Source organism: Pantoea leporis, from assembly GCF_028048155.1.
GTDB lineage: Bacteria > Pseudomonadota > Gammaproteobacteria > Enterobacterales > Enterobacteriaceae > Pantoea > Pantoea leporis.
On record NZ_JALMEU010000002.1, the window covers coordinates 479,633 to 502,817 of the forward strand.

21 protein-coding genes are annotated in these 23,185 nt (G+C 54.5%); 5 read left to right on the top strand and 16 right to left on the bottom strand.

Going from position 1 to position 23,185, the window contains the following annotated elements:
• Window position 1: 1 nt before the first annotated feature.
• The gene (gene leuC, locus MWH02_RS09455) at window positions 2–1,423 is read right to left on the bottom strand and encodes a 3-isopropylmalate dehydratase large subunit (protein WP_271460449.1); all 1,422 of its coding nucleotides are present in this window, start codon (window positions 1,421–1,423) and stop codon (window positions 2–4) included.
• Window positions 1,424–1,879: 456 nt separating this feature from the next.
• Between leuC and mqo the strand changes: the two genes are divergently transcribed.
• Window positions 1,880–3,526 carry a malate dehydrogenase (quinone) gene (gene mqo, locus MWH02_RS09460; protein ID WP_101761541.1) on the top strand — a complete coding sequence of 549 codons (1,647 nt, stop codon included), beginning with the start codon at window positions 1,880–1,882 and terminating at the stop codon, window positions 3,524–3,526.
• Between the two features lie 90 nt (window positions 3,527–3,616).
• Here the strand turns inward: mqo and MWH02_RS09465 are convergent, their stop codons facing one another.
• The 5 genes from MWH02_RS09465 to MWH02_RS09485 all read right to left on the bottom strand — a co-directional run bounded on the left by MWH02_RS09465 (window position 3,617) and on the right by MWH02_RS09485 (window position 8,052).
• On the bottom strand, window positions 3,617–4,867 hold the full coding sequence (locus MWH02_RS09465) for a flavin-containing monooxygenase (RefSeq protein ID WP_271460450.1): 1,251 nt from the start codon (window positions 4,865–4,867) through the stop codon (window positions 3,617–3,619).
• Between the two features lie 126 nt (window positions 4,868–4,993).
• Complete coding sequence (locus MWH02_RS09470) at window positions 4,994–5,812, bottom strand: ABC transporter permease (protein ID WP_192234783.1); 819 nt, start codon at window positions 5,810–5,812, stop codon at window positions 4,994–4,996.
• A 1-nt stretch (window position 5,813) separates the two neighbouring features.
• Window positions 5,814–6,668 (bottom strand): ABC transporter permease, encoded by an 855-nt coding sequence (locus MWH02_RS09475; protein WP_101761544.1) that lies wholly within the window; start codon window positions 6,666–6,668, stop codon window positions 5,814–5,816.
• Window positions 6,669–6,731: 63 nt separating this feature from the next.
• The gene (locus tag MWH02_RS09480) at window positions 6,732–7,763 is read right to left on the bottom strand and encodes a polyamine ABC transporter substrate-binding protein (protein WP_304623335.1); all 1,032 of its coding nucleotides are present in this window, start codon (window positions 7,761–7,763) and stop codon (window positions 6,732–6,734) included.
• Window positions 7,753–8,052, bottom strand: coding sequence for a hypothetical protein (locus tag MWH02_RS09485; protein WP_192234777.1), 300 nt, complete (start codon window positions 8,050–8,052; stop codon window positions 7,753–7,755). The genes MWH02_RS09480 and MWH02_RS09485 overlap by 11 nt, the downstream gene beginning before the upstream one ends.
• Before the next feature lie 79 nt (window positions 8,053–8,131).
• Between MWH02_RS09485 and MWH02_RS09490 the strand changes: the two genes are divergently transcribed.
• Entirely contained in the window at window positions 8,132–9,094 is a 963-nt protein-coding gene (locus tag MWH02_RS09490; RefSeq protein ID WP_101761546.1) for a LysR substrate-binding domain-containing protein, read from the top strand.
• A gap of 32 nt (window positions 9,095–9,126) precedes the next feature.
• On the opposite strand, the gene MWH02_RS09495 is transcribed toward MWH02_RS09490, so the two are convergent.
• Genes MWH02_RS09495 through MWH02_RS09530 form a run of 8 tightly spaced genes read right to left on the bottom strand, consistent with a single transcriptional unit; the run spans window position 9,127 to window position 15,642 of the window.
• A complete protein-coding gene (locus MWH02_RS09495; protein ID WP_271460451.1) occupies window positions 9,127–10,056 on the bottom strand; it encodes a 2-hydroxyacid dehydrogenase in 930 nt (309 codons plus the stop codon).
• Window positions 10,053–10,502: a type II 3-dehydroquinate dehydratase gene (locus MWH02_RS09500; protein ID WP_137387340.1), complete on the bottom strand. Its 450-nt coding sequence runs from the start codon at window positions 10,500–10,502 to the stop codon at window positions 10,053–10,055. Before MWH02_RS09500 ends, MWH02_RS09495 begins: the two co-directional genes overlap by 4 nt.
• A gap of 53 nt (window positions 10,503–10,555) precedes the next feature.
• On the bottom strand, window positions 10,556–11,167 hold the full coding sequence (locus tag MWH02_RS09505; RefSeq protein WP_271460452.1) for a glutathione S-transferase family protein: 612 nt from the start codon (window positions 11,165–11,167) through the stop codon (window positions 10,556–10,558).
• Window positions 11,164–12,162, bottom strand: coding sequence for an NAD(P)H-quinone oxidoreductase (locus tag MWH02_RS09510; RefSeq protein WP_271460453.1), 999 nt, complete (start codon window positions 12,160–12,162; stop codon window positions 11,164–11,166). The genes MWH02_RS09505 and MWH02_RS09510 overlap by 4 nt, the downstream gene beginning before the upstream one ends.
• 18 nt (window positions 12,163–12,180) lie before the next feature.
• Window positions 12,181–13,329, bottom strand: coding sequence for an ABC transporter ATP-binding protein (locus tag MWH02_RS09515; RefSeq protein WP_271460454.1), 1,149 nt, complete (start codon window positions 13,327–13,329; stop codon window positions 12,181–12,183).
• A 39-nt stretch (window positions 13,330–13,368) separates the two neighbouring features.
• Window positions 13,369–14,520 (bottom strand): acetylornithine deacetylase, encoded by a 1,152-nt coding sequence (gene argE, locus MWH02_RS09520; protein ID WP_271460455.1) that lies wholly within the window; start codon window positions 14,518–14,520, stop codon window positions 13,369–13,371.
• Window positions 14,521–14,528: 8 nt separating this feature from the next.
• Entirely contained in the window at window positions 14,529–15,203 is a 675-nt protein-coding gene (locus MWH02_RS09525) for a DUF1028 domain-containing protein (RefSeq protein ID WP_271460456.1), read from the bottom strand.
• Window positions 15,204–15,216: 13 nt separating this feature from the next.
• Window positions 15,217–15,642 carry a RidA family protein gene (locus MWH02_RS09530; protein ID WP_271460457.1) on the bottom strand — a complete coding sequence of 142 codons (426 nt, stop codon included), beginning with the start codon at window positions 15,640–15,642 and terminating at the stop codon, window positions 15,217–15,219.
• 232 nt (window positions 15,643–15,874) lie between these two features.
• Between MWH02_RS09530 and MWH02_RS09535 the strand changes: the two genes are divergently transcribed.
• Entirely contained in the window at window positions 15,875–16,264 is a 390-nt protein-coding gene (locus MWH02_RS09535; protein ID WP_271460458.1) for an acyl-CoA thioesterase, read from the top strand.
• Between the two features lie 176 nt (window positions 16,265–16,440).
• Here MWH02_RS09535 and MWH02_RS09540 read toward each other — a convergent pair whose 3' ends face one another.
• The gene (locus MWH02_RS09540) at window positions 16,441–17,460 is read right to left on the bottom strand and encodes a LacI family DNA-binding transcriptional regulator (protein WP_271460459.1); all 1,020 of its coding nucleotides are present in this window, start codon (window positions 17,458–17,460) and stop codon (window positions 16,441–16,443) included.
• 249 nt (window positions 17,461–17,709) lie between these two features.
• Here MWH02_RS09540 and ascF point away from each other — a divergent pair, with 249 nt between their 5' ends.
• Both ascF and MWH02_RS09550 read left to right on the top strand, forming a co-directional pair.
• Window positions 17,710–19,161 carry a PTS cellobiose/arbutin/salicin transporter subunit IIBC gene (ascF, locus tag MWH02_RS09545; RefSeq protein WP_271460460.1) on the top strand — a complete coding sequence of 484 codons (1,452 nt, stop codon included), beginning with the start codon at window positions 17,710–17,712 and terminating at the stop codon, window positions 19,159–19,161.
• A gap of 11 nt (window positions 19,162–19,172) precedes the next feature.
• The gene (locus MWH02_RS09550) at window positions 19,173–20,609 is read left to right on the top strand and encodes a 6-phospho-beta-glucosidase (protein WP_271460461.1); all 1,437 of its coding nucleotides are present in this window, start codon (window positions 19,173–19,175) and stop codon (window positions 20,607–20,609) included.
• A 174-nt stretch (window positions 20,610–20,783) separates the two neighbouring features.
• Here the strand turns inward: MWH02_RS09550 and MWH02_RS09555 are convergent, their stop codons facing one another.
• A complete protein-coding gene (locus tag MWH02_RS09555) occupies window positions 20,784–22,832 on the bottom strand; it encodes an FUSC family protein (RefSeq protein ID WP_271460462.1) in 2,049 nt (682 codons plus the stop codon).
• Window positions 22,833–23,185: the final 353 nt, after the last annotated feature.

A 23,185-nucleotide genomic window follows, 5' to 3' on the forward strand; every position in this document is an offset into this window, starting at 1 on the left:
CTCAAACCTCTGCAGTCATGAATTTGCGGACATCAACCAGATGGCCGGCAATCGCGGCGGCGGCGACCATCGCCGGGCTCATTAAGTGCGTGCGCGCACCCGCGCCCTGGCGGCCAGGGAAATTGCGGTTGGTGCCGGACGCACAGCGATCGCCGGGCGCTAACACATCTTCGTTCATCGCCAGGCACATTGAGCAGCCCGATTGACGCCATTCAAAACCGGCGTTGACGAAAATCGCGGCTAACCCTTCCGCTTCTGCTTGCTGACGCACCTGCGTCGATCCCGGCACGATAATGCCACGCACGTGCGGGGCGATTTTGTGTCCGTCGATAATCGCGGCGGCAGCGCGCAGATCTTCAATGCGCCCGTTGGTGCAGGAACCAATAAAGGCATGCGTGATGGCGATCTCCGCCAACGGCGTGCCGGGTTCCAGCCCCATATATTGCAGCGCGCTCCGCAGCGTCTGCTGTTTCACCGCATCTGTTTCCTGCGCCGGGTCGGGCACGTGGCCGGTAATGGCACTGGCTTGATCCGGGCTGATTCCCCATGTCACTTTGGGTTCAAGATCGCTGCAGTCGATAGCGATGCGGCTATCGAAACGCGCGTCCACATCGCTGCGTAAATCGCGCCACTCCGCAACGGCCTGCTGCCACAACTCGCCGGTCGGCATTTGCGGTTTGCCGGCGATATAGGCAAACACTTTTTCATCCGGTGCGATTATCGCACCGCGTGCACCGGCTTCCACTGCCATGTTGCACAGTGTCATGCGCCCTTCCATGCTCAGCGCTTCGATGGCAACACCGGCAAATTCAATGGCAAATCCGGTCGCGCCTGATGCGCCAATCTGCTCGATCAGCGCCATGATGATGTCCTTCGCCGAACACCCAAACGGCAGCTCACCGCTCACCGTCACCAGCATGGTTTTTAGGGTGCGATAAATCAGGGTTTGCGTCGCCAGCAGGTGCTCGATTTCCGAGGTGCCGATGCCAAAACCGAGCGCGCCAAACGCGCCGTAAGTGGTGGTATGGCTGTCGCCTGCGGCAATCACCATACCGGGCATTACCAGGCCTTGCTCGTGCGCCACAACGTGTTCGATGCCCTGACGCGGGTCAAGCACATCGAACAGTTCGATGCCAAAATGCGCGGCGTTCTGGCGGAAGTAATCGACTTGTAACTGTCCGCCCGCGTCGGTCATCGCCTCATCACGCTCGGGGCGCGTCGGGTTAACGTGATCGACATTCAGCAAAATGGTGCCCGGATTGCGCACAAGACGCTGGTGATCGCGCAGGCCGCTAAACGCCTGCGGGCTGGTGTACTCATTGAGAATCGAGCGATCGATGTAGAGCAGCACATGCCCTTCGTCATCTAACTTACGAACCACATGCTGATCGATCAGTTTTTCATACAGTGTTTTGTTAGCCATGCCGTTGCCCACGCGAAAAGTAAAACAAGTCATTAGAGACGTTAGGGTAAATCAGTTTGTGCGCGGGGAACGAACACGCTTCGTGAAGTGATGTTTTATGAAATGTGCAGTAGGTAAGTTGGTCGCCATGAATGGCAAAACATCGCGCACGCATTGTAGCGGCGCAATTGATTGCGCGATGAATCGCGCCGCTACGCAATGTGCGTAAAATAGCAGGAGTTTTATTTGACCTAAGTCGCGTCTACCGATATAAAGAATAACCGCGCAGCTAAAGCGGTTTATCTCCGATTAATTCCCCCTTCTGCTTATATTTCACACTATTTTCTTTTTTGTAAGTTAATTAATTAACACCAATACTTTATTAACTAAAAACAAGTTAATCATTCCGTAACAATCTCTTAATGTGCAAACCGAATTTTTAACGTTCACCTGCATTGCATAATAAGTAGGACTGGAATGACTCACACCAAAAAGATCGTGTCTGCCCTATCGCTGGCAGCGCTGCTTGTCTCTTCAGCGGTTCGCGCTGAAGACGCACCAGAAAAAACTGACGTTCTGCTGATTGGCGGCGGCATCATGAGCGCCTCGCTCGGCACCTGGCTGCAAGAGCTGCAACCGGGCTGGAAACAGCTGATGGTTGAGAAGCTGGACGGCGTCGCGCTGGAATCGTCCAACGGCTGGAACAACGCCGGTACGGGTCACTCTGCTAACATGGAGCTGAACTACACGCCTGAGCGTGCAGACGGTTCAATCGACGTTAGCAAAGCGCTGGAAATTAACGAATCCTTCATGATTTCGCGCCAGTTCTGGACGTCGCAGGTGCAGCGCGGTGTGTTGCACGATCCGCACTCCTTCATTAACTCTACGCCGCACATGAGCTTCGTCTGGGGCGACAAAAACGTCGAGTACCTGACGAAGCGTTACGATGCGCTACAGAAAACCACCCTGTTCCAGGGCATGAAATTCTCTACCGATCATCAGCAGATCCAGCAATGGGCACCGCTGGTGATGGAAGGTCGTGACCCGAACCAGAAAGTTGCGGCAACCTGGACGCCAGTCGGCACCGATGTTAACTACGGTGAAATCACCCGTCAGCTGATCGGTAGCCTGAAGAAAGATCAGAACTTCAAACTGGAAACCTTGTCAGAAGTCACTGATTTCAAGCGTAACAGTGATAACTCGTGGCACGTCACCATCAAAGATGTGAAGAGCGGCGATAAGCGTTCAGTTGATGCGAAATACGTGTTCATCGGTGCAGGCGGCGGCGCGATTAAGCTGCTGCAGAAAACCGGCATTCCGGAAGCAGACAACTACGGTGGCTTCCCGGTCGGCGGTTCGTTCCTGATGACCGAGAACCCAGAGATCGCTAATCGTCACCTGGAAAAAGTGTACGGTCAGGCTTCCGTAGGTGCGCCACCGATGTCGGTTCCACACATCGATTCACGTACCCTCGACGGTAAGAAAGTGGTGCTGTTTGGACCTTTCGCTACCTTCTCCACCAAGTACCTGAAAAACGGTTCGCTGTTCGATCTGCTGAGCGCGACCACCACCAGCAACATTATGCCGATGACGCATGTGGGCATCGACAACTTCGATCTGGTGAAATACCTGATTGGTCAGGTGATGCTGAATGACGACGACCGTTTTGCTGCGCTGAAAGAGTACTATCCAAACGCGCGTAAAGAGGACTGGAAACTGATTCAGGCAGGTCAACGTGTGCAGATCATCAAGAAAGATGCCGAAAAAGGTGGCTTGCTGAAACTGGGTACCGAAATCGTGACCGATCAGCAGAAAACCCTGGCGGCACTGTTGGGCGCGTCACCGGGCGCATCGACTGCTGCACCAATCACCCTCGACGTGATGAAAAAGCTGTTCCCAGAGCAGTTCGCTTCGCCAGAGTGGCAGCAGAAGATCCGCGCTATCGTGCCAAGCTTCGGTCAGAAGCTGAACGGCAACACCGCGCTGACGCAGCAAGTTTGGGACAACACCGCAGCGACGCTGCTGTTGACCAAGCCGCCGGTCATCAACATGGGTGATCAGACGGTTGCACCAACGCAGGCTAAGCCGCGTACTGAATCAGGCAAACAGGATATGGCGCTGTAATTCCCGCCAGAAGTGAATCAAGCCGGACACTGTCCGGCTTTTTTATTGTCTTTTCTAGGGGCGCCATTAACGGCGATCTCACGGAGATTTTTACGACTTTTTATAATCGGTGTAGGCGTTTTGTAAAACCACATGGTCGGCAATATATTTGGCATCGTGCCATACGCCATAAATAAACGATGATGCGCGATTCACCAGATTGGGCAAGCCAAGGAAGTAAATACCCCGTTCGGCGGAAATACCGCGTTTATGGAACGGCGCACCATTGGCATCAAAGGCATCCACTTTCAGCCAACTAAAATCAAATTTAAAACCGGTGGCCCAGATAATGCTGGTAATACCTGCGGCCTGTAGATCCAGTTCTGATAATGGATTAATTAAACATTCTGGATCTGGCAATAATTCCCATGCTTGCGGCTCGGGCGGTAAGTCCAGGCCATTACGTTCAATATAGGCATCGGCATCACGCAGTACGTCGAAATACGCTTTGTCACCTTCCGCAATATTGTCCATTATACCCTCAGCGAAGCTCAGCACGCCGTCATCCCAGGTTTTGGTGATCCCCACCAACGTAATGCCCATGTGCGCCAGTCGGCGAAAATCGACCGTTTTGCCACCTTCATAACCACTCACGGCAAAAGCAACGTGCTGTTTCTTCGGCTTGATTTTGACTTCATCCCATAAGCCCAGCGCGCCCAGCCACCAGCAATAATCGCGGTCACGATAGGAACGTGGCGGACGGTAATGTTCGCCGATGGAGAGCGTCACTTCACGGCCAGATTTACGCAACTCTTCCGCAATTTGTGAGCCTGAAGCACCTGCGCCCACCACCAGCACGCCGCCCTGCGGCAGCTGCTGCGGATTTTTATACGCCGATGAATGGATCTGATGCAGCGCAGCGCTTTCCGGCACGATCTGTGGAAAAGCGGGTTTCTGGAAAGGACCGGTAGCCGCCACCACATTGTCAGCTTCAAATTCACCGGCCGACGTCAGTATCTTAAAACCGCTACGTTCTGGTAGACGCTCAACCGAATGGACTTCCACGCCGGTGCGCACCGGCGCATCGAGCATTTTTACGTAGTCTTCGAAATATTGCGCCATCCGTTCTTTCGGTGGGAACGCTTCCTGGGAAATATTATCGAATTTCATTGAAGGAAAACGATCGTGCCAGGCTGGGCCATTGGCCACCAATGAATCCCAACGTTCTGAACGCCAGCGTTCAGCAATACGGCTACGCTCTAACACCACATGTGGCACGCCCATTAACGACAGATGTTCACTCATCGCAATACCTGCCTGACCCGCTCCGACCACCACGGTATTAATTTTTTCTACTGACATGTGAGATCCCTAAAGATGATCGACCCCGATCTTTTCATGGAAAAGAGTAATCAGGTGCCGGATGACTACTATTCAGATTAATAAATGCTGTGCTATTCAATAAGCACAGTATTCCGTGCGAATACATTAATGCCCTGCTTCGACGTTCAATATTCTCCCCAAGCCTAAAAACTTATTCGCGATAATTAACATCGTCGCCGTTACGGCAATATAAATAACCGACAGTGCAGCCAGCGTTGGGTCGGCAAATTCACGCACATAGTTGTACATTGCCACCGGTAAGGTCTGCGTCGCTTGCGTGGTAATAAACAGCGAAGCGGTAAATTCGTTGAAGGAGAGAATTGCGGCAAATAACCAACCGCCAAACAAGCCCGGCAAAATCAACGGCACGGTTATGGTCCATACCACGCGCAACGGCGAAGCGCCGAGGCTTGCAGCCGCCATTTCAATACGTTGCTCAAGGTTTTTCAGCGACACATACACGCTGCGCAGCACAAACGGCAGTACCAGCACGACATGGCAGAAGATCACCAGTGAATAACCGCGTCCAATGCCTAACTGCGAGACCAGCATCAGTAAGCCGAGGCCAATGGTGAAGTGCGGAATAAACAACGGTGACAACAGCACGCCTTCCAGCACCTGTTTACAGGGGAAAGTGTAACGTTCAATGGCAATCGCCAGCGTGGCGCCAATAATTACCGCCAGCGTTGAGGCCCATGCCGTCACAATCAAACCTGAATAGAAGCCGTGGCGGAAGTCATCGTAGTTCACAGCACGCTCAAACCAACGCAGCGACCAGCCTTTCGGTGGGAAGAACAGCACCGAGGTGCTGCTGAAGGAAGAGATCAACACCACAATGGTTGGCAGCAACACGAACAACAAAATCGCAATCACCAGCGAGCGTCCCGCCAGGGTAATCAATTTGTCGTTGAGGGATCGGGTCATTTCAGTGGTCTCCCATCGCATGGAGGAAGCGGCTCATACGTTTCAGCGCCATCAACAGCAGAATGGTCAAAATCAAACCGGCAATGCTGAGCGCAGCGGCAAACGGAAAATTCATTGAAGAGAAGCCCAGTTGATACACCATGGTAGCCACGGTGCTGACGCGTCCACCACCAATGAGCTGCGGCGTAGCGAAGGCGCTGAACGTCCAGGCAAACGCGGTGGTCAGGCTGGAAACGATACCGGGAATCGACAACGGAATGGTCACCGTCAGCAAGGTGCGAATCGGCCCTGCCCCCAGACTGGTGGCGGCTTTCTCATAATCAGGATTGATGTGCGACAGCGCAGTCGCCAGCATCATCACCATGATTGGCATGGTCACGTGCACCAGCGCGACTACCACGCCGGTTTGGGTAAACATAAACTGGATCGGCTTGTTTATCAGACCCATCGCCAGCAGCAAGCTATTGAGGAAGCCACTATTACCCAGCACGATGATCCAAGAATATGTCCGTACCACTTCGCCGAGAAACAGCGGCGTAATGGCGATAATCAAGATGGTGGATTTGATCCAGGTGGTGCGCGTTCTCACCAGCGCATACGCCAGCGGATAACTCATCAGCAGCCCAAAAATCGCCGTTTTCGCACTGAGCATCACCGTGTTGATAAACGCATCGGCATAGATTTTCTTGAATAGACCGTTAAAGTTCGCCAGCGTGAATCCGCCTACATCAAGCGATCCTGGAATATAGGCCCGCACGCTAAACTGCATCACGGCAAACATGGCCACCACCAGCCCAAGCGCCGTGAACGTGGCGGGGATAATGAACCAGGGTAAGAATGTCGGTTTTTTCGTCATAGACGTTGCTGCCTGAATAAAGTGTTGCGACTCACCGGGCGGCCAATCGGCCGCCGCTATTTGTTAATGTGACATGATGTTTTCAGAGAACCACTGACGCCACTCGGCGGTTTTCTCCGCGCGCAGTTGTGGATCGGTGTTGATGGTGGCATTCCACTGTTCAGGCGTGGTCAGCATGCCAGGCAGCTTCGCCAGTTCTGGATCGATATGCGCATTGGTCACCGTTGGGCTGCCGCGATAAATTTTCGCCACTTCCTGCTGGATTTCCGGTTTCAGCGCAATATTTATGAACTTGTAGGCCAGTTCCGCATGTTTGCTGCCTTTATTGATACCGACGGTATCGACGCCCAAAATCGCGCCCTCTTTTGGCACTGCCAGCTTAATGTTGACGCCTTCTGCAATCATGCTGTAGGCGTTCATCGACAGCATCACTTGTACCGGCGTTTCACCCGTGGAGATCAGCTGCTGGCTGTTGGCATCATCGGTATAGAAGGATTTGATGTTCGGGATCAGCGCTTTCAGCCTGGACTGGCCTTGTTCCCAATGCGCTGCATCCGAGCCAGAAAGTTTGGCGGACACCGCGATGATATGGCTCGGATCCCAATCTGGCAGCGCAATCGAGCTCTTCAGTTCCGGACGCCACAGATCGTTCCAGCTGGTAAATTCTTCGCCCTTCGGCACTAAATCTGGCCGGTAGCCGATGGTGTAAACGTAGCCCCACACGCCAAGGTGATACGGGCTGACTTTGGCCTGCTGTACCAGATTCACCGCGTTAGGGATTTTGCTCATGTCGAGCTTTTCAAACAAACCGCTGTTGGCATACAGATAACCGACATGCGCGGTGGTAAAGGTGACGTCAGTTTCCGGCGAACCGCCCGCCAGCTTCGCTTTGTTCAAACGATCGATGGTGCCACCGGTGACGAACTGCACTTCTACGCCGGTTTCTTTGGTGAACTCTTTGGCGATAGTTTGATCGATCAGATCCTTAAAGCTGCCGCCCCAGGTGCTGACAATCAGCTTATCTGCGGCCACTGCATTCCCTACGCTCAATACACACGTGGTCAATAACGTTAAGGCACCCATCTTACGCAACATATTCTTGTCCCCAATGAATGAAATGGCTGTTGTCGCTGCTTTGCACCACCGTCTGGTCCATCGCGTCGCAATGCTCTAAAACAGTGCGAAGGCGGCTCTCGGGTGTTGAAGCGATAATGCCGTTGCGGTGAGATTGGGTAAAACAGCATTTCCCTCGCTGTTGCATCAGGATTTCTGAGGCTAAAAAAGCGGCCTGCTTAACAAGGATTTTCTGAAGCAGGAGTGAGGCAGACGCGAATGGTCGCTGGCGCAAGGACAGGTGATTATGCTGTAAGTCGGAATTTGGCATGAGAAATGCTTGAGTTGAATCGACCATATTAGAATGACTGACGCGACATGAGCGTGTCAGCGATCTCAGGAGAACCTGCATGCTCAGTCGCATTACCCAGCGTCAGCTGGAATATTTTGTCGCTTCCGGTGAAGCGGGCAGCATTATTGGCGCCTCGGAGCGTATTCACGTCTCCTCTCCGTCGATTTCCGCCGCCATCACCCACATTGAGTCTGAGCTTGGCGTGCAGCTGTTTGTGCGTCACCATGCGCAGGGCGTTTCACTCACCGCAATCGGCCACCAGGTGTTAAAAGAGGCCAAACTGATCCTCGAACAGATGTCGAACCTTTACACCATTGCATCGGAATCAATGAACAACGTACGCGGCCCGCTGCGTGTTGGTTGCCTCGATACGTTAGCGCCAATGTTGACGCCGGAATTGGTGTTTGGCTTCGGCCGCGCCTTTCCCGGCGTGCGTATCTCGCTGGTGGAAGGTAATCATGAGTTGCTGTTAAAACAGCTGCGCTCGGCGGATATCGATATCGCCCTCACCTATGATTTGGTTCCCGCCAGCGATGTGACTTTCCAGTCGCTGGCGCAACTGCCGCCCTACGTGATGGTGGGCGAGCATCATCCGTTCGCCACACAGTCCGCGGTTTCGATGCAGGATCTGGCTGCTGCGCCGATGGTGCTGCTGGATATGCCGTGGAGTCGTGAATATTTTCTTGGCTTGTTCAGCGAAGCCGGGGTGACGCCGAATGTGGTGATGCGATCCAGCAGTATGGAAACGGTGCGCGCGATGGTGGCCAACGGAGTCGGCTTTGGTATCGCTAACGTACGACCTAAAGCGCATTTGTCGCAGGATGGTAAACGCTTGATTCGCGTGCGGTTGGCGGGGGTTAACAAGGCGATGCAGTTGGGTTATGCCACCATGGCGCAGGTACAGCAATCCAGGGTGGTAAGCGCTTTTGCCGAGCGTTGCCGCATGTTTATTTCCGACCAATATATTCCCGGCATGGCGGCACCGAGTTATTTCGATCCGCAAGTGGTGCGAGTGGCGTGAGATCCCTGGTCGCCATGAATGGCGACCAACGGTTAATACCCCTGCTGCGGGAAGACCTGATGCAATACCGCTTCGCCGCGTGCGGCGCGCTGGATATTCGCGGCGACCTGCGGTGCCGCGCTGGCCGGAATGGCAACCGAAGCCAAATGCGGCGTGATCAATACATTTTCCATACCCCACAGCGCATCTTCGGGCGGCAACGGTTCACGGTCAAACACATCCAGCGTCGCCTCGGCGATCTGTCCACGCTGCAACGCCTGCGTTAACGCCACCTGATCAACAATCGCTCCGCGCGACACATTGATAAACGCGCAGCCGTGCGGTAACCGTGCCAGTCGTTCAGCACTTAGCAAGCCCTGGGTTTGCGGCGTGAGCGGCAGCATCACTACCAAAATATCGCTGCTGGCGAGGAAAGCATCCAACGCGTCTATTCCGCTGCTACAGGTAATGCCATCGATGGTTTTCTGCGATCGTGACCAGCCGCGCACATCCAATCCCTGGCGCGCCAGCTCCTGCGCGGCGTGCGCGCCCAATTCACCCAATCCCAGCACGCCAACGCGCACGGTTTCCGGCGAACGCGGATGCAGGTAATGCCAGCGTCGTTCACGTTGTGCCCGCTCAAAAGCCGGAATGTCACGCACATAACGCAGCACGGCAAACAGCACGAAGCTGGCCATCATCCGCGCCATATGCGGATCAGACAAACGAACAATGGGGATATCCGGTAAATCATCGCGCCCGACCAGCGAATCAACGCCCGCGCCCAGATTTATAAGCAGTTTCAGGTTGCGGTAAGGGGCGAAAAAACCGTGCGGCGGCTTCCACACCAACGCGAAATGCACCTCATCATCGTTTTGCACCTCTTCCGCCCGACAAAGCGTTACGCCCGGCAGATGCGGTGCGAGCAACGCTGACCACTGTTCAAAACTGTCGAACTCGCTGTAAAAGACTAAAATACTCATGCCGCATTCGCCTTGATCAACTCAACTACCGCATCTATTGCCAGTTCGTAACCAATCACGCCCAAGCCTGCAATCACGCCAGTGGCGGCCTTTGATACCAGCGAATGATGGCGGAACGGCTCGCGTTTCCAAATGTTACTCATATGCGCTTCGATGATCGGGCCATCAAACATCAGCAATGCATCGAGAATCGGCACCGAACTGTAGGTTAAACCGGCGGCGTTAATGATCAATCCGGCAGCCTGCTGACGCGCTTCCTGAATCCAGTCAACCAGCACGCCTTCGTGATTGCTTTGGCGAAATTGCAGTGTGATGTTGTGTGATGCTGCCCGGCGCTGGCAGCGTTCATCAATGCTGGCAAAGCTTTCGCTGCCGTAAGTGCCGTTCTTGTCCATGCCGTACAGATTAGCGTTCGGGCCGTTAAGGAAAAAAATCTGCTGTGTCATCTGAGCTCCTGAGTCACTGTGCAGTTGTCGCCCCGAATGACGATTAATGGCGATCAATGCGGGCGCGTGGCGGCCATCGCGGGATGGGCATCGAACAGGGCGAACCACGCGGCAGTCCGCGGATGGTTTGCCCGCCAGTTAAGAACATCGAAGCGAAAATCGAGATAACCGAGCGCGCAGCCAATGGCAATCAAACCCACGTCATCAGGCTGCGTACTAAAACCCGCAACCTGACACTCAATTTCCCGTAGCGCCGCATGGACTTTTTTCAGCTGAGCATCGGCCCAGCCTTGCCACTGCTTTTCCAATGGGCGGGCACTGAACTCGTAACGCGCCAGCAAGGCGGCATCGATCAAACCGTCGCCTAACGCCTGGCGCGACAAACTCAACCAGCGCGCATCACCCTGTGACGGGATTAAACCGCCCTTAGCGCGGGCATTGAGGTATTCGCATATCACGCGGCTGTCGTACAGACATGCCCCTTGTTCGGTTCGCAGTGCGGGCACTTTGGCTAACGGATTAACGATGGCGATGCGCTCATCACGTTCAACCGGATGCGCCGCCGAATCCAGAAGCTCAATCTCATTCGTGAGCCCAAGACAATGCGCAGTCACCATCACTTTGCGCACATAGGCAGAGGTGGTGGCGTAAAACAGTTGCATCATGCCAACGCTCCTTGCTGATCCACGCTCAGCAACACTTTGCCAATGTTGGCGTTGGCCTCAAGGATTTGATGTGCATCCGCCGCCTGCGCCAGCGGCAAAATTTGATGCAGCGTGGGTTTGATTTTGCCTGCTACGATCAGCGGCAGCAGATGTTTACGGATGCACGTCGCCAGGCGCGCCTTTTCAGCAGCGCTTTTGGGGCGCAGCGTGGAAGAGGTCAAACTCAGTCCTTTACGCATCACCAATTGCAGATCGAGCTCGATCTTCGCGCCCTGCATAAATGACAAGCTCACATGACGTCCGCCTTGCGCTAATACGCTAAGATTGCGCGCCACGTAATCACCACCCACGTTATCCAGCACCACATCCACGCCTTGCCCTGCGGTTTCCGCTGCAATCACCGCGACAAAATCCTCTTTATGGCGATCGATGGCGCGCCAGACGCCAAGCTGTTGCAGCGCCGCAGTTTTGTTGGCACCGCCTGCGGTGGCCACCACACGTGCACCACAGGCGTGCGCACATTGGATGGCAAAGGTGCCAACGCCGCTGGCGGCACCGTGAATCAGCACGGTTTCACCGGGGGCTAAGCGGCCCAGCTCAAACAGGTTGTGCCACACAGTAAACGCCGCTTCGGGGATGCCCGCTGCATGTGCCAAAGGCAGATTATCGGGCACCGGCAAACACAACTCAGCGCGCGCCACGCAATAGTCGGCATAACCGCCACCGTTCAGCAGCGCCATTACCGCGTCGCCGATGGTGAAACCACTAACCCCTGCACCTAACGCCACCACGTTACCTGCTACTTCCAGACCGAACACATCTGAGCTGCCCGGTGGGATTGGCATGCCGTTACGCTGCATAATGTCAGGACGATTAACCCCCGCGCTGGCGACGCGAATCAATACTTCACCCGCCGCAGGTTGTGGCACGGTACGTTCTACCACCGTTAACACCTCTGCGCCGCCCGGCTGGCGGGCAATTACCGCGTTCATCATTTCAGGCACCATCGGATCTTATCCTTGCTTAGCGGCGGTAAAGGCGCACACGCCTTCATCATCAAAGGTGATGCCCACTACGCTACCCACTGGCCAGCGGGTTAGGGATTCCAGACCCGACTGGCGCGCAAACAGCGAGGCGCTGCCGAGGGCTGGCACATCAAGATGCACATCAACGTGATCGCCCTGAAACACATGGGTGATCACCGTGGCGCTCAGGAAACAATGCGAAGAGAGCGGCCCCAATTGAATGTTTTCCGGACGCACGTACACATCGAGTCGCTCGCCAACGCTCGCCTGCACGCGTTCTGCCGGCAGACGCAGCGCGTTGCCGCCCAGCTCAAGCACCGCAGCGTGATCGCGCCCGGCATAACGTCCAGGCAAGATGTTGACGTCACCGACAAAGCCCGCCACAAAAGGATCGCGCGGCTGGCGATAGATTTCATCCGGTGTACCGATTTGGCGCACATGCCCCGCTGACATCACCACCACGCGATCGCTCATGCTAAGCGCTTCGCCCTGATCGTGGGTGACAAACACCGTGGTGACGCCTAACTTGCGCTGGATGGCTTTCAGTTCGACCTGCATCGATAAACGCAGATTCTTGTCCAGCGCGGAAAATGGCTCATCCAGCAACAAGACTTTTGGACGGATCACCAGCGCACGCGCCAGTGCCACACGCTGCTGTTGTCCGCCGGAGAGTTCACGCGGTTTGCGATGGCCGTAACCCGCCAGTTTGACCAACGCTAATGCTTGCTCAACGCGCTCCGCCATTTCGGCCTTTGGCACCCCGCGCATACGCAGGCCATAACCCACATTTTTCTCCACCGTCATATGCGGAAACAGCGCGTAGTTCTGGAACACAATGCCGATTTCACGCTGGTAAGGGGGGATTTCCGTGACCAATTCGCCATCAATAAAAATCTCGCCGCCATCAGCTTCAGCAAAACCGGCCATCAAATTGAGCAACGTGGTTTTGCCGCAGCCCGAGGGGCCGAGCAGGGTAATAAATTCCCCTTCCTCAATAGTCAGGGAAATTTTGTGCAGTGCTATAGCGTCGCCAAACTTCTTCAGCACGCCATCTAACTGTACGGCGATGTTGCTGCTTTTCACTGCGGGGCGCGGCATATCCGGCTGTGGGAATCGGGTGATTTCTGCACTAACCATGAACTCTCCAAAGCAATTGGTGTGACGTTGTCACAGTAATTATTGACTCATCCATGCGGCTAAGCGCTGCAACATGGCGTCACAGGCATCCAACTGAGCGATGCTGATGAATTCGTCGGGTTTATGACCTTGCGCCATGCTGCCAGGCCCACAAATGACACTGGGAATACCGGCCTGGTGGAACAAGCCGCCTTCGGTGCCAAAGGCTACCGTGCTGAAGTCGCTGGATTGAGTGAGATAGGCGATCAATCGCGCAGCGTCACTTTGCGCATCGGTTAATAACCCGGGGTAGCCACTGATAGGATAAAAACGGATCGCGCTGTCCACTGCGACGGCCTGCATACGCGGCACCAGCTCTGATTGCGCGAAGGTCTCGATCTCAGCGGCAACGGCTTGCGCGTCATGCTGGGGCAAGGTGCGCACTTCAAAATCAAAGACGCATTCCGCGGGCACAATGTTCAATACAGTGCCGCCACGAATAATGCCGGTTTGCACCGTCGTAAAAGGGGGATCAAAACGTGTGTCATGCTGTTCAGTCTGCGCCAGGCGTTCGCCGATCGCCGTTAATTGGTGAACTAGCTGCGCAGCATATTCGATGGCATTGACACCCTGCGGCGCATAGGCAGAATGGCAAGCCGCGCCCTTCACTTCGCAGCGCACACCCAGTTTTCCCTTATGACCGAGCACCGGTTGCAATTCGGTGGGTTCACCAATCAGGCAGATTGACGGCTTTTCCGGGCGCTGCGACAGCGCCTCCAGCAAGGTGCGCACGCCCAGGCAGCCGACCTCTTCGTCATAGGAGATTGCCAGATGCAGCGGCTGCTTTAGCGGCTGTGCCAGAAAATGGGGCACTGCCGCCAGCATGCAGGCGATGTAACCTTTCATATCGGCGGTGCCGCGCCCGTATAACTTGCCGTCACGTTCGGTGAGCGCGAACGCCGGCACGCTCCAGTTTTGTCCCTCCACCGGCACCACATCGCTGTGGCCGGAGAGCATCACGCCGCCATCGCCAGCGGGTCCAAGACGTGCATACAAATTGGCTTTACTGCGTTCCGCGTTGTGAATTAGCTCACCGCTTACACCCAAATCATTCAGGTAACGCCAGACGAAATCGATCAATGCCAGGTTGGATTCACGGCTGGTGGTGTCAAACGCCACCAGCTTTTCAAGCAGTTGTCGGCTGGTAAACATGGAAACTCCTACTCGTCGCCCGGCACGCCATAACGGGGTGCCTGCGTTGGATCGATGGCGCGCGTCACGTAATCGTTCATTTGCGGTTGATAAGCCAGCCACAGCTGGTCGAGTTCGCTAATTGGATCGCCATCCGTCCAGTCAACACGCAGATCGACAATCGGCCACACCTGATCATCAACGATCGACAAGGCAGAAGAGTGCACCGGCCCCGCTTCCCCGCCCGCCTGCATGCCCGCTTGCAGCGCCGCCATTAAGCGCTCGGCTAAATGACCGGAATGCTGTTCGAAGGCGCTTACCATCGCCGGAATTACCTCAGGATTAGCCAGCAGATTGCCCGCCGCAACACAGTGATGACCGGTTTGCGCGTTATGAATGCCCAGCGTTTTGTCACCGCTAAAGCAGGCCGTTTGGCCATCGGCGGCTAACACCGTCACCTGGCGATAAAAGGAATAGTCGTCGCTGGCGAGTCCGGCTTTAAGCGCGGCTTCTGCGCTGTCGCCTTGTTGCAGGCGATCAAGAATGCGCGGGCCTAGCGCGGGTAAGGTAATGTTCTGGGTTGATACTGCGCCCACTGCCGCGCGTAGCCATGGGCAACGTGCGCCTACCGCAATGCTGGATGAGCTAATGGCAATGCCGATTTGACCGGTTGCGTCGCAGCGTCCCACAATGGATAACGTCATCGTTTCGCGCCTCTTATTCCACTTGCCAGTCGTCAGGAATAACCGCGATCACATCGATTTCCATCAACCATTGCGGCTGACCTAAACCGGAAATCACCAAACCGGTGGAGATCGGGAACACACCTTTCAGCCACTTGCCGACCACCTGATACACCGGCTCGCGATAGCGGGGATCAATGATGTAAGTGGTGGTTTTGACGATGTGCGATAAATCGCTGCCCGCTTCTTCCAGTAGCTGTTTAACGTTTTTCATCGCCTGTTCGGCTTGCGCGGCGGGATCGCCTAATCCTACCAGGTTGCCCGCAAAGTCGGTGCCAATCTGCCCACGGACATACACGGTATTGCCTGCGCGCACCGCCTGACAGAGATCGTTATCCAGTGCCTGATTGGGATAGGTTTCTTTGGTGTTGAATTTACGGATGCGAGTATGTGTGGTCATGCTGGCCTGCTCAGCGAAAAAAGGGTTTCGCAAGGTATACCCTCCTACGCCTGGCAGCGAAAACAGCATTAACCGAGGTGTTGCTTTAAAAAATCCGAAGGAGCTAACGGTGATGATTTTTAGCATTAAATTGTGAACACCATCACCTGCCGACTAACCGGCGTTTACCGGACGTGCGTTCTGAGGTATACCACCCTCCTTATTCCCCTAACTCTCAGATAAGGATATAAAAATGTTTGCAAAGCAGTATGAGGTGGATGAAAAGCATATCGATTTTCAGGGCGTGGTCGATGGCCTTTATTATCCGTTTTATATGGAGTGGACGCGCCACGCTTATATGCGTGAAGCTTTAGGTATCGATATTGAAGAAGAGTTTAAACAGGGCAAACTTTACATGGTGCTGGAGTATTCCCTGCGCTTTCGTAAGAGCCTGGTGAAAGGTGACAAGGTGGAAGTGACCTGCGTGCTGGCAAAGAATGAGAAGCGTAATCGCGTCAATTTTGTGCAACAGATTCTGGTGAATGGTGTGGTGTATGCCGATGCAACTTTTGTTGCCACCTGCCTGCAGAATGGACGCCCTTCCATGCCAGATGCGGTGATGAATGCGTTAGCGGAAGCATAAGGCGGTTTTGGTCATGGTCGCCATGATAGCGGGCGTTTGACCAGGAGAATGATTAGCTCCCGCACCGGATGGCGGTGCGGGGGGAACCCGTTTTACCCTCAGCCTGTTAATAGAGAAATAAATTTCCACATAACATCAGTGACTAAATGAGTGGAATCAGAAACCCCAATTTTTCATCACTGAGGGTGATGCGGTCCCGGCCCAACTGATTCACGCATAATTAATTCCCCGGCAAAGGTTTTGTCGTTGCGCATTTCGCCGCCATCCAGCATGGAAATCAGGCGTTCAATGGTTTCCTGAATCATCTCGGTTACCGGCATTTTCACGCTGGATAACGCCGGAATGGTAAACGGCGCCAGCGGGATATCATCGAAACCGATCACTGCCACTTGTGCAGGCACCGCAATCTGCGCGGCCGCCAGCGCTTTGAGCGCGCCCACCGCCATATCATCGTTACTGGCCACCAGCGCCGTGAAATTTCTGCCCTGCTTCAGTAACTGTTGCACCGCTGTCATGCCGTTTTGCGCCTGCCATTTTCCTTCGACCACCAGCGCATCGTCAACGGCAATGCCATGTTTGGTCAGCGCCGCGTGGTAGCCCGCCAGACGTTCGCGGCCGGTCGGCGAATCCAGTGAACCGGTGATAAAGGCGATGTCGCGATGGCCCAGCGCAATCAGCTGCTCCACCGCGACGCTGCTGCTGCGCTGTTGATCCGAGTAAATGCAGTAACTGTCGTGCTGACGCAGACGTCGGTTAATCACCAAAATCGGGTGTTTATGCTGCGCAATGATGCTATCCATTTCATCGGTGGTGAGAAAACGCGGATAGATGATCACGCCATCGCAGCGCAAATCGAGCAGGAACTGAATGGCCGCACGCTCCTCTTCGGCGCTGTGTTTACCATCCACCAGCAACAACTGACGTCCCTGCTGTTCCATCAGGCGCGCAGAGTGCTGCATCAACTCGCTGAAGTAGCTGCCGGTGTAGAGGGTATTGGTGATCACTAGCCCAATCGTCTGGCTGGATTTGGTCGCCAGATTGCGCGCCAGCAAGTTAGGACGGAAATCAGTAGCGGCAATCGCCTGATACACCTTCTCGCGTTTTTCCTGGCTGACATAGCCGTTGCCAGACAGCACACGCGATACAGTCGCTTTGGATACGCCTGCTACTTTTGCCACCTCGATTATCGTCGCCATGTTTCACTCTTTTTCCATACTCATTGCAGCAGTGTACCTAAGCCTCGAAACAGTCGGCAATTTTTCTGCCATTACCGCATAGCCGTCCAATTAGTCAAAGCGATCAACTTCACACTTTCCACTATCAAATTTTAAATTTCTTGCCTGGATTACATTGCATCTTCATGATTTTGTGAAACCGGTTTCTCATGATGAAAAATCACGCAGAAACCGTTGTACCCCTACCAAATAATCAGAGATTAAAAATCCATGGCTAAAAATTATGCGGATGTCTCGCGCGCCATCGTGGCTGCGCTCGGCGGCCTGAACAATATCGAAGCGGTGACGCACTGCATGACGCGCCTGCGTTTCGTGGTGAAAGACAGCGCAAACATTGATAACGCCACGCTGAAAGCCATTCCCGGCGTGATGGGCGTGGTGCACACCGACACGCAGTGTCAGGTGATCATTGGTAACAATGTGAACCTCGCTTATCAGGAAGTGTTGAAGCTCGGCACGCCGAACAGCGAAGGCGCCGCGCCAGTGAAACGCAAAATCACCCTGCGCAGCATCGGTGCCGGTATTCTTGATGCGCTGGTGGGCACTATGTCACCGTTAATCCCGGCGATTATTGGTGGCTCGATGGTAAAGCTGTTGGCGATGGTGTTGGAGATGAGCGGCGTGCTGGAGAAAGGCTCTTCCACACTGATCATCCTCAACGTGATAGGTGACGGCGCGTTCTTCTTCCTGCCGATTATGGTGGCCGCCTCCGCCGCGCTGAAATTCAAAACCAACATGTCGCTGGCGATTGCCATCGCGGGTGTGCTGGTGCATCCCAACTTTGTCGATTTAATGGCGAAAGCCGCACAAGGCCAGGCGGTGGAATTTGCTTACATTCCAGTGACGGCGGTGAAGTACACCTACACGGTTATTCCGGCGTTAGTGATGACGTGGATTCTGTCGCATATCGAATACTGGGTTGATCGCATCACGCCTGCGGTTACCAAGAACTTCCTCAAGCCGATGCTGATCGTGCTGGTGGCCGCACCGATTGCCATTGTGCTGATTGGACCGCTCGGCATTTGGATTGGTAGCGGCATTTCCGCGCTGGTCTACACCATTCACGGCTATCTTGGCTGGTTATCGGTGGCGATTATGGGCGCGCTGTGGCCGCTGCTGGTGATGACCGGGATGCATCGCGTATTTACCCCCACCATCATTCAAACCATCGCCGAAACCGGCAAAGAAGGCATGGTGATGCCGTCGGAGATCGGGGCCAACCTGTCGCTGGGCGGTTCTTCGCTGGCGGTGGCATTCAAAACCAAGAACCCTGAACTGCGTCAAACCGCGTTTGCAGCGGCGGCATCGGCGATTGTCGCGGGCATTTCTGAACCGGCGCTGTATGGCGTGGCGGTCAGGTTGAAACGTCCGCTGATCGCCAGCCTGATCAGCGGCTTTATCTGCGGCGCAGTGGCCGGGATTGGGGGACTTGCCAGCCATTCAATGGCCTCACCAGGCTTATTCACCAGCGTACAGTTTTTCGATCCTACCAATCCGATGAGCATCGTGTGGGTCGCTGGCGTGATGGTGCTGTCGGTGGTGCTCTCCTTCATTCTGACGTTGATTCTCGGCTTTGAAGATATCCCGGTCACCGAGCCCGCACAGCCAAAGCCGGTGACGGATGATGCCAACCCCGCCAACGTTAATTTATCCAAGGTGTAAATGAGGTTTTTATGTCTGAAGTGACATTTCCAGAGGGATTTTTGTGGGGCGGCGCATTAGCCGCTAATCAGTCAGAGGGGAGCTATCTGGCGGGTGGTAAAGGTTTAACCACGGTGGATATGATCCCCCACGGCGCGCATCGCATGCCGGTAAAGTTGGGCCAGGAAAAGCGTTTCGAACTGCGCAGCGATGAGTATTACCCAAGCCATGACGCCATCGATTTTTACCGTCGCTATAAAGACGATATCGCGCTGATGGCAGAAATGGGTTTTACCGTGTTTCGTACCTCGATTGCCTGGAGCCGTATTTATCCGCAAGGCGATGAATTGACGCCAAACGCGGAAGGCATCGCGTTCTATCGCAGCCTGTTTGAAGAGTGCCAGAAATATGGCATCACGCCGCTGGTGACGCTGTGCCACTTCGATGTGCCGATGCATTTGGTGACCGAATACGGTTCGTGGCGCAATCGCAAAATGATCGAATTTTTCAGCCGCTATGCGCGCACCTGCTTTGAAGAATTCAACGGTCTGGTGAAGTATTGGCTGACCTTTAACGAGATCAATATCCTGCTGCACAGCCCGTTTTCCGGCGCAGGTTTGGTGTTTGAACCGGGCGAAAACCCGGAGCAGGTGAAGTATCAGGCGGCGCATCACGAGCTGGTGGCAAGCGCGCTGGTGACCAAAATCGCCCATGAAATTAACCCGGAAAACCAAGTCGGCTGCATGCTGGCGGGTGGCAACTTCTATCCGTGGTCATGTAAGCCGGAGGATGTATGGGCCGCGCTGGAGAAGGATCGCGAAAACCTGTTCTTTATCGATGTGCAGGCGCGCGGCGCTTATCCTTCGTATGCCGCGCGGGTATTCCGCGAGAAAGGCGTGGAGATTGCGATGGAAGCGGAAGATGCCGCTACGCTGCGTCACACCGTTGATTTCGTCTCCTTCAGCTATTACGCCTCACGCTGCGCCTCGGCAGAGATGAACGAGCAAAACAGCAGCGCCGCCAACGTAGTGAAATCGCTGACCAATCCGCATGTGAAACGCAGCGATTGGGGCTGGGGCATCGATCCACTCGGTCTGCGTATCACCATGAACATGATGTATGACCGCTACCAGAAGCCGCTGTTTCTGGTGGAAAACGGCCTCGGCGCGCACGATGAAATCAATGCCGACGGCGAGATTAACGACGATTACCGCATCAGCTATCTGAAGGAGCATATTCAGGCGATGGGCGAAGCGATTGCCGATGGTATCCCGCTGATCGGTTATACCACGTGGGGCTGCATCGATTTGGTGGCGGCCTCGACCGGCGAAATGAGTAAGCGCTACGGGTTTGTTTATGTCGATCGTGATGACAAAGGCAACGGCAGCCTGGAACGCATCCGCAAAAAATCATTCTGGTGGTACAAGCAAGTGATCGCCAGCAACGGGCGGAATCTGGAGGCGCTGTAAATAAGTGGTCGCCATGAATGGCGTAATGCCGATCAGTTAAGCGCCGTTTCAAATCACCGCACCTTCCGTAGCGGCGCGATTTATCGCGCAATGAATTGCGCCGCTACAATGTGTGCTCTCGGTGATGAGGGTTTCATGTCTTAACTGACGAGCATTACTCCATGAATGGCGACCCTACTTAATGATTGGCCACGCTTGTTGCGGGAACAGATAGAGCCGAATACTGAACAGATGAAACAGCGGCGTCAGCACCCTTTCGTCGCGCTTCGCCAGTTGTTCCAGCTTCAGCAACAGTAAATCCAGCTCCTCCTGCAAACCCGCATGCGGTGGGGTTTGCAGTGACTTCAGGCGGCGTTTGAGAAACAGCGCCAGCTCATGAAACATCTGTCCACTATCCAGATGATATTGCTGCAGCAGCTCTTTGTGGCGCGCGTAATAATCAAAGCTATTCACGCCCAGCCACACTTCCTTGAGCAACATGCCGGCTGAACGCATATCGGGATGCGGATCGAGCCGTAAGCGCGGCAACACCACATTCACTTTATCCAGCATCAGGCTGATAAAACGTTGCCGTCCCAGCAGTGACGAACCGTTTCGTTCGGTCTCTTTAATAAAGCGCAATAGCTCGCGCAGACCTTGTCGCACGGCGCGGCGCGCGGTCCATGATGGGCGTTTGTTACGCATGATGGCGGTGATGATTACCGCAAACATCACGCCCGCCATGGTGGCAATCGCGTTATTGATTAGCAGCACCAAATCGGGTTTTAAATGGTGGCCGAGGCCGATAAAGCCGGGGATCTGAATCGCTACGCTCAGGCCTATCATGTTGGTCGAGGGCCGCGCGATCATCAGCGCCAGAATCATCAGTCCGGGCGCGAGACAAATCATCAGCGCCTCAAACGAAGTGGCTTGCGGCAGCAGCAGCGCCACGTAAATTACGCTGATAATGATCGCCACGATTACGCCACGCACAAACAGCTTCATTGAAGTCAGCGGCGTATCCTGGCTGGCGAGCAATGAGCAGAGAATCGCCGCCATCACCGGTGCCGATGCGCCATCACGCCAGCCCGTTCCCATCCATAACAAGCAGGAACCGAAGGTGGCACAGAACGCGGTTAACGCCGAAAGCCGAATTAACCCTTTATCAAAAAAGCGGTGCGTGCGTTTGCCGCGCGCCAGTGTAGTGTCGCCCGACAGGTCGCTTACCAATCCACCAACGCTTTGATAGGCCCCGGCAATACGGACAAAATCCGCCAGCCGTTCCATTAATCCGGTAAAAAGCAGCCAGTTTTCAGTAGGCAATTCGCCGTTTTGCCAGGCGAGGTTAAGTTCAGCCTGACAAGTGCTTAACGTCTGCTGGATGCCGCTGGTTTCCCCTACCGCTTCACCATCATTGAGCCACTGTAGAAACAGCTGAAAGGTTTGCGCCACGTTTTCCGGAAAGGCGATTTGCAGTATCGAGAGCCGCTGCAGGCGCATCTCGATAGCCGTGAGAGTCGGGATCAAATAGGAGAGATGTTGATACTGCACGCTGACCAGGCGAATCAGTCTCCGCGCGGCGTCACCTTCATAAACGCAGTGGGTGATCAGCACTTCCACCTGCTGCGGATGCGTTGCCATGCGGATCAGAATATCGTCACGCTCGGGCGAACTGTCGCTGGGAATGCCGGAAAGCAAATCGCTGCACAGTTTGCGCGCGTTGAGATACCAGTGGCTGACGCTCTGCTCCAGCAGACTGCGCATCGATACCGGAAACAACAGCGCATGCACAAGGCTGCTGCAGACGATGCCGAGCGTGATCTCTTCTATACGTGAAATCACCGTGCTGGTGATCGACAGCGGCGTGGTGACTTCCGGAAAACCCATGATCGCCGCGCTGTAACCAGCCAGCATAAACACGTAACTCTTTGGCGTGCGGTCGTGCAGTGACAGATAGAGGCAAACGCTGACCCATAACGAAATGCAGAAACAGAACAGCAGCGGATGCTGCACGGTCGGCGGAAAGATAAAGAAGACGAATACGCCGCCCAATAGTGTCCCCAGCAGACGGAACACCGATTTGGAAATGGTTGAGGCGGAATAGAGCTGTGACGCGAGCAACACCGTGGTCACCGCCCACGCCGGTTTATCCAGATTCAGTTCGAGTGCGAAATAGAGTGCCAGAAAGGCGGCCAGACAGGTTTTTACAGCAAAAAAAACGGCGTTTTTTGAAAACCACTGCATGACACGGTGACCAGGATGTACTGAATGTTGCGTATCCTGCCAGAATGTGAAAAAGCCTCACCTCGATAAATATGTCGAATTATTTCGTAATCGAAAACCATGTTCATCGCGCGGTTTGCATGTGGCGCAAATGCGTAAGCACGGCTAATGAAAATCCACGTTAAAGATGCGGTTTTGTCGCTAATTTATCCGGCATCAGCGATTTAAGCCGTTTTAACGCGTAGCAGTTATCAGGCCGATAAATGTGTGCTGGATCACACTTTGGTGAAGTGCGCCCTTTTTGGTCGTTTATCCATAAAATAATTTCGCGCAATGCCGTCTACAAATATCGCAGAAATTTGTGGAATGCTCGG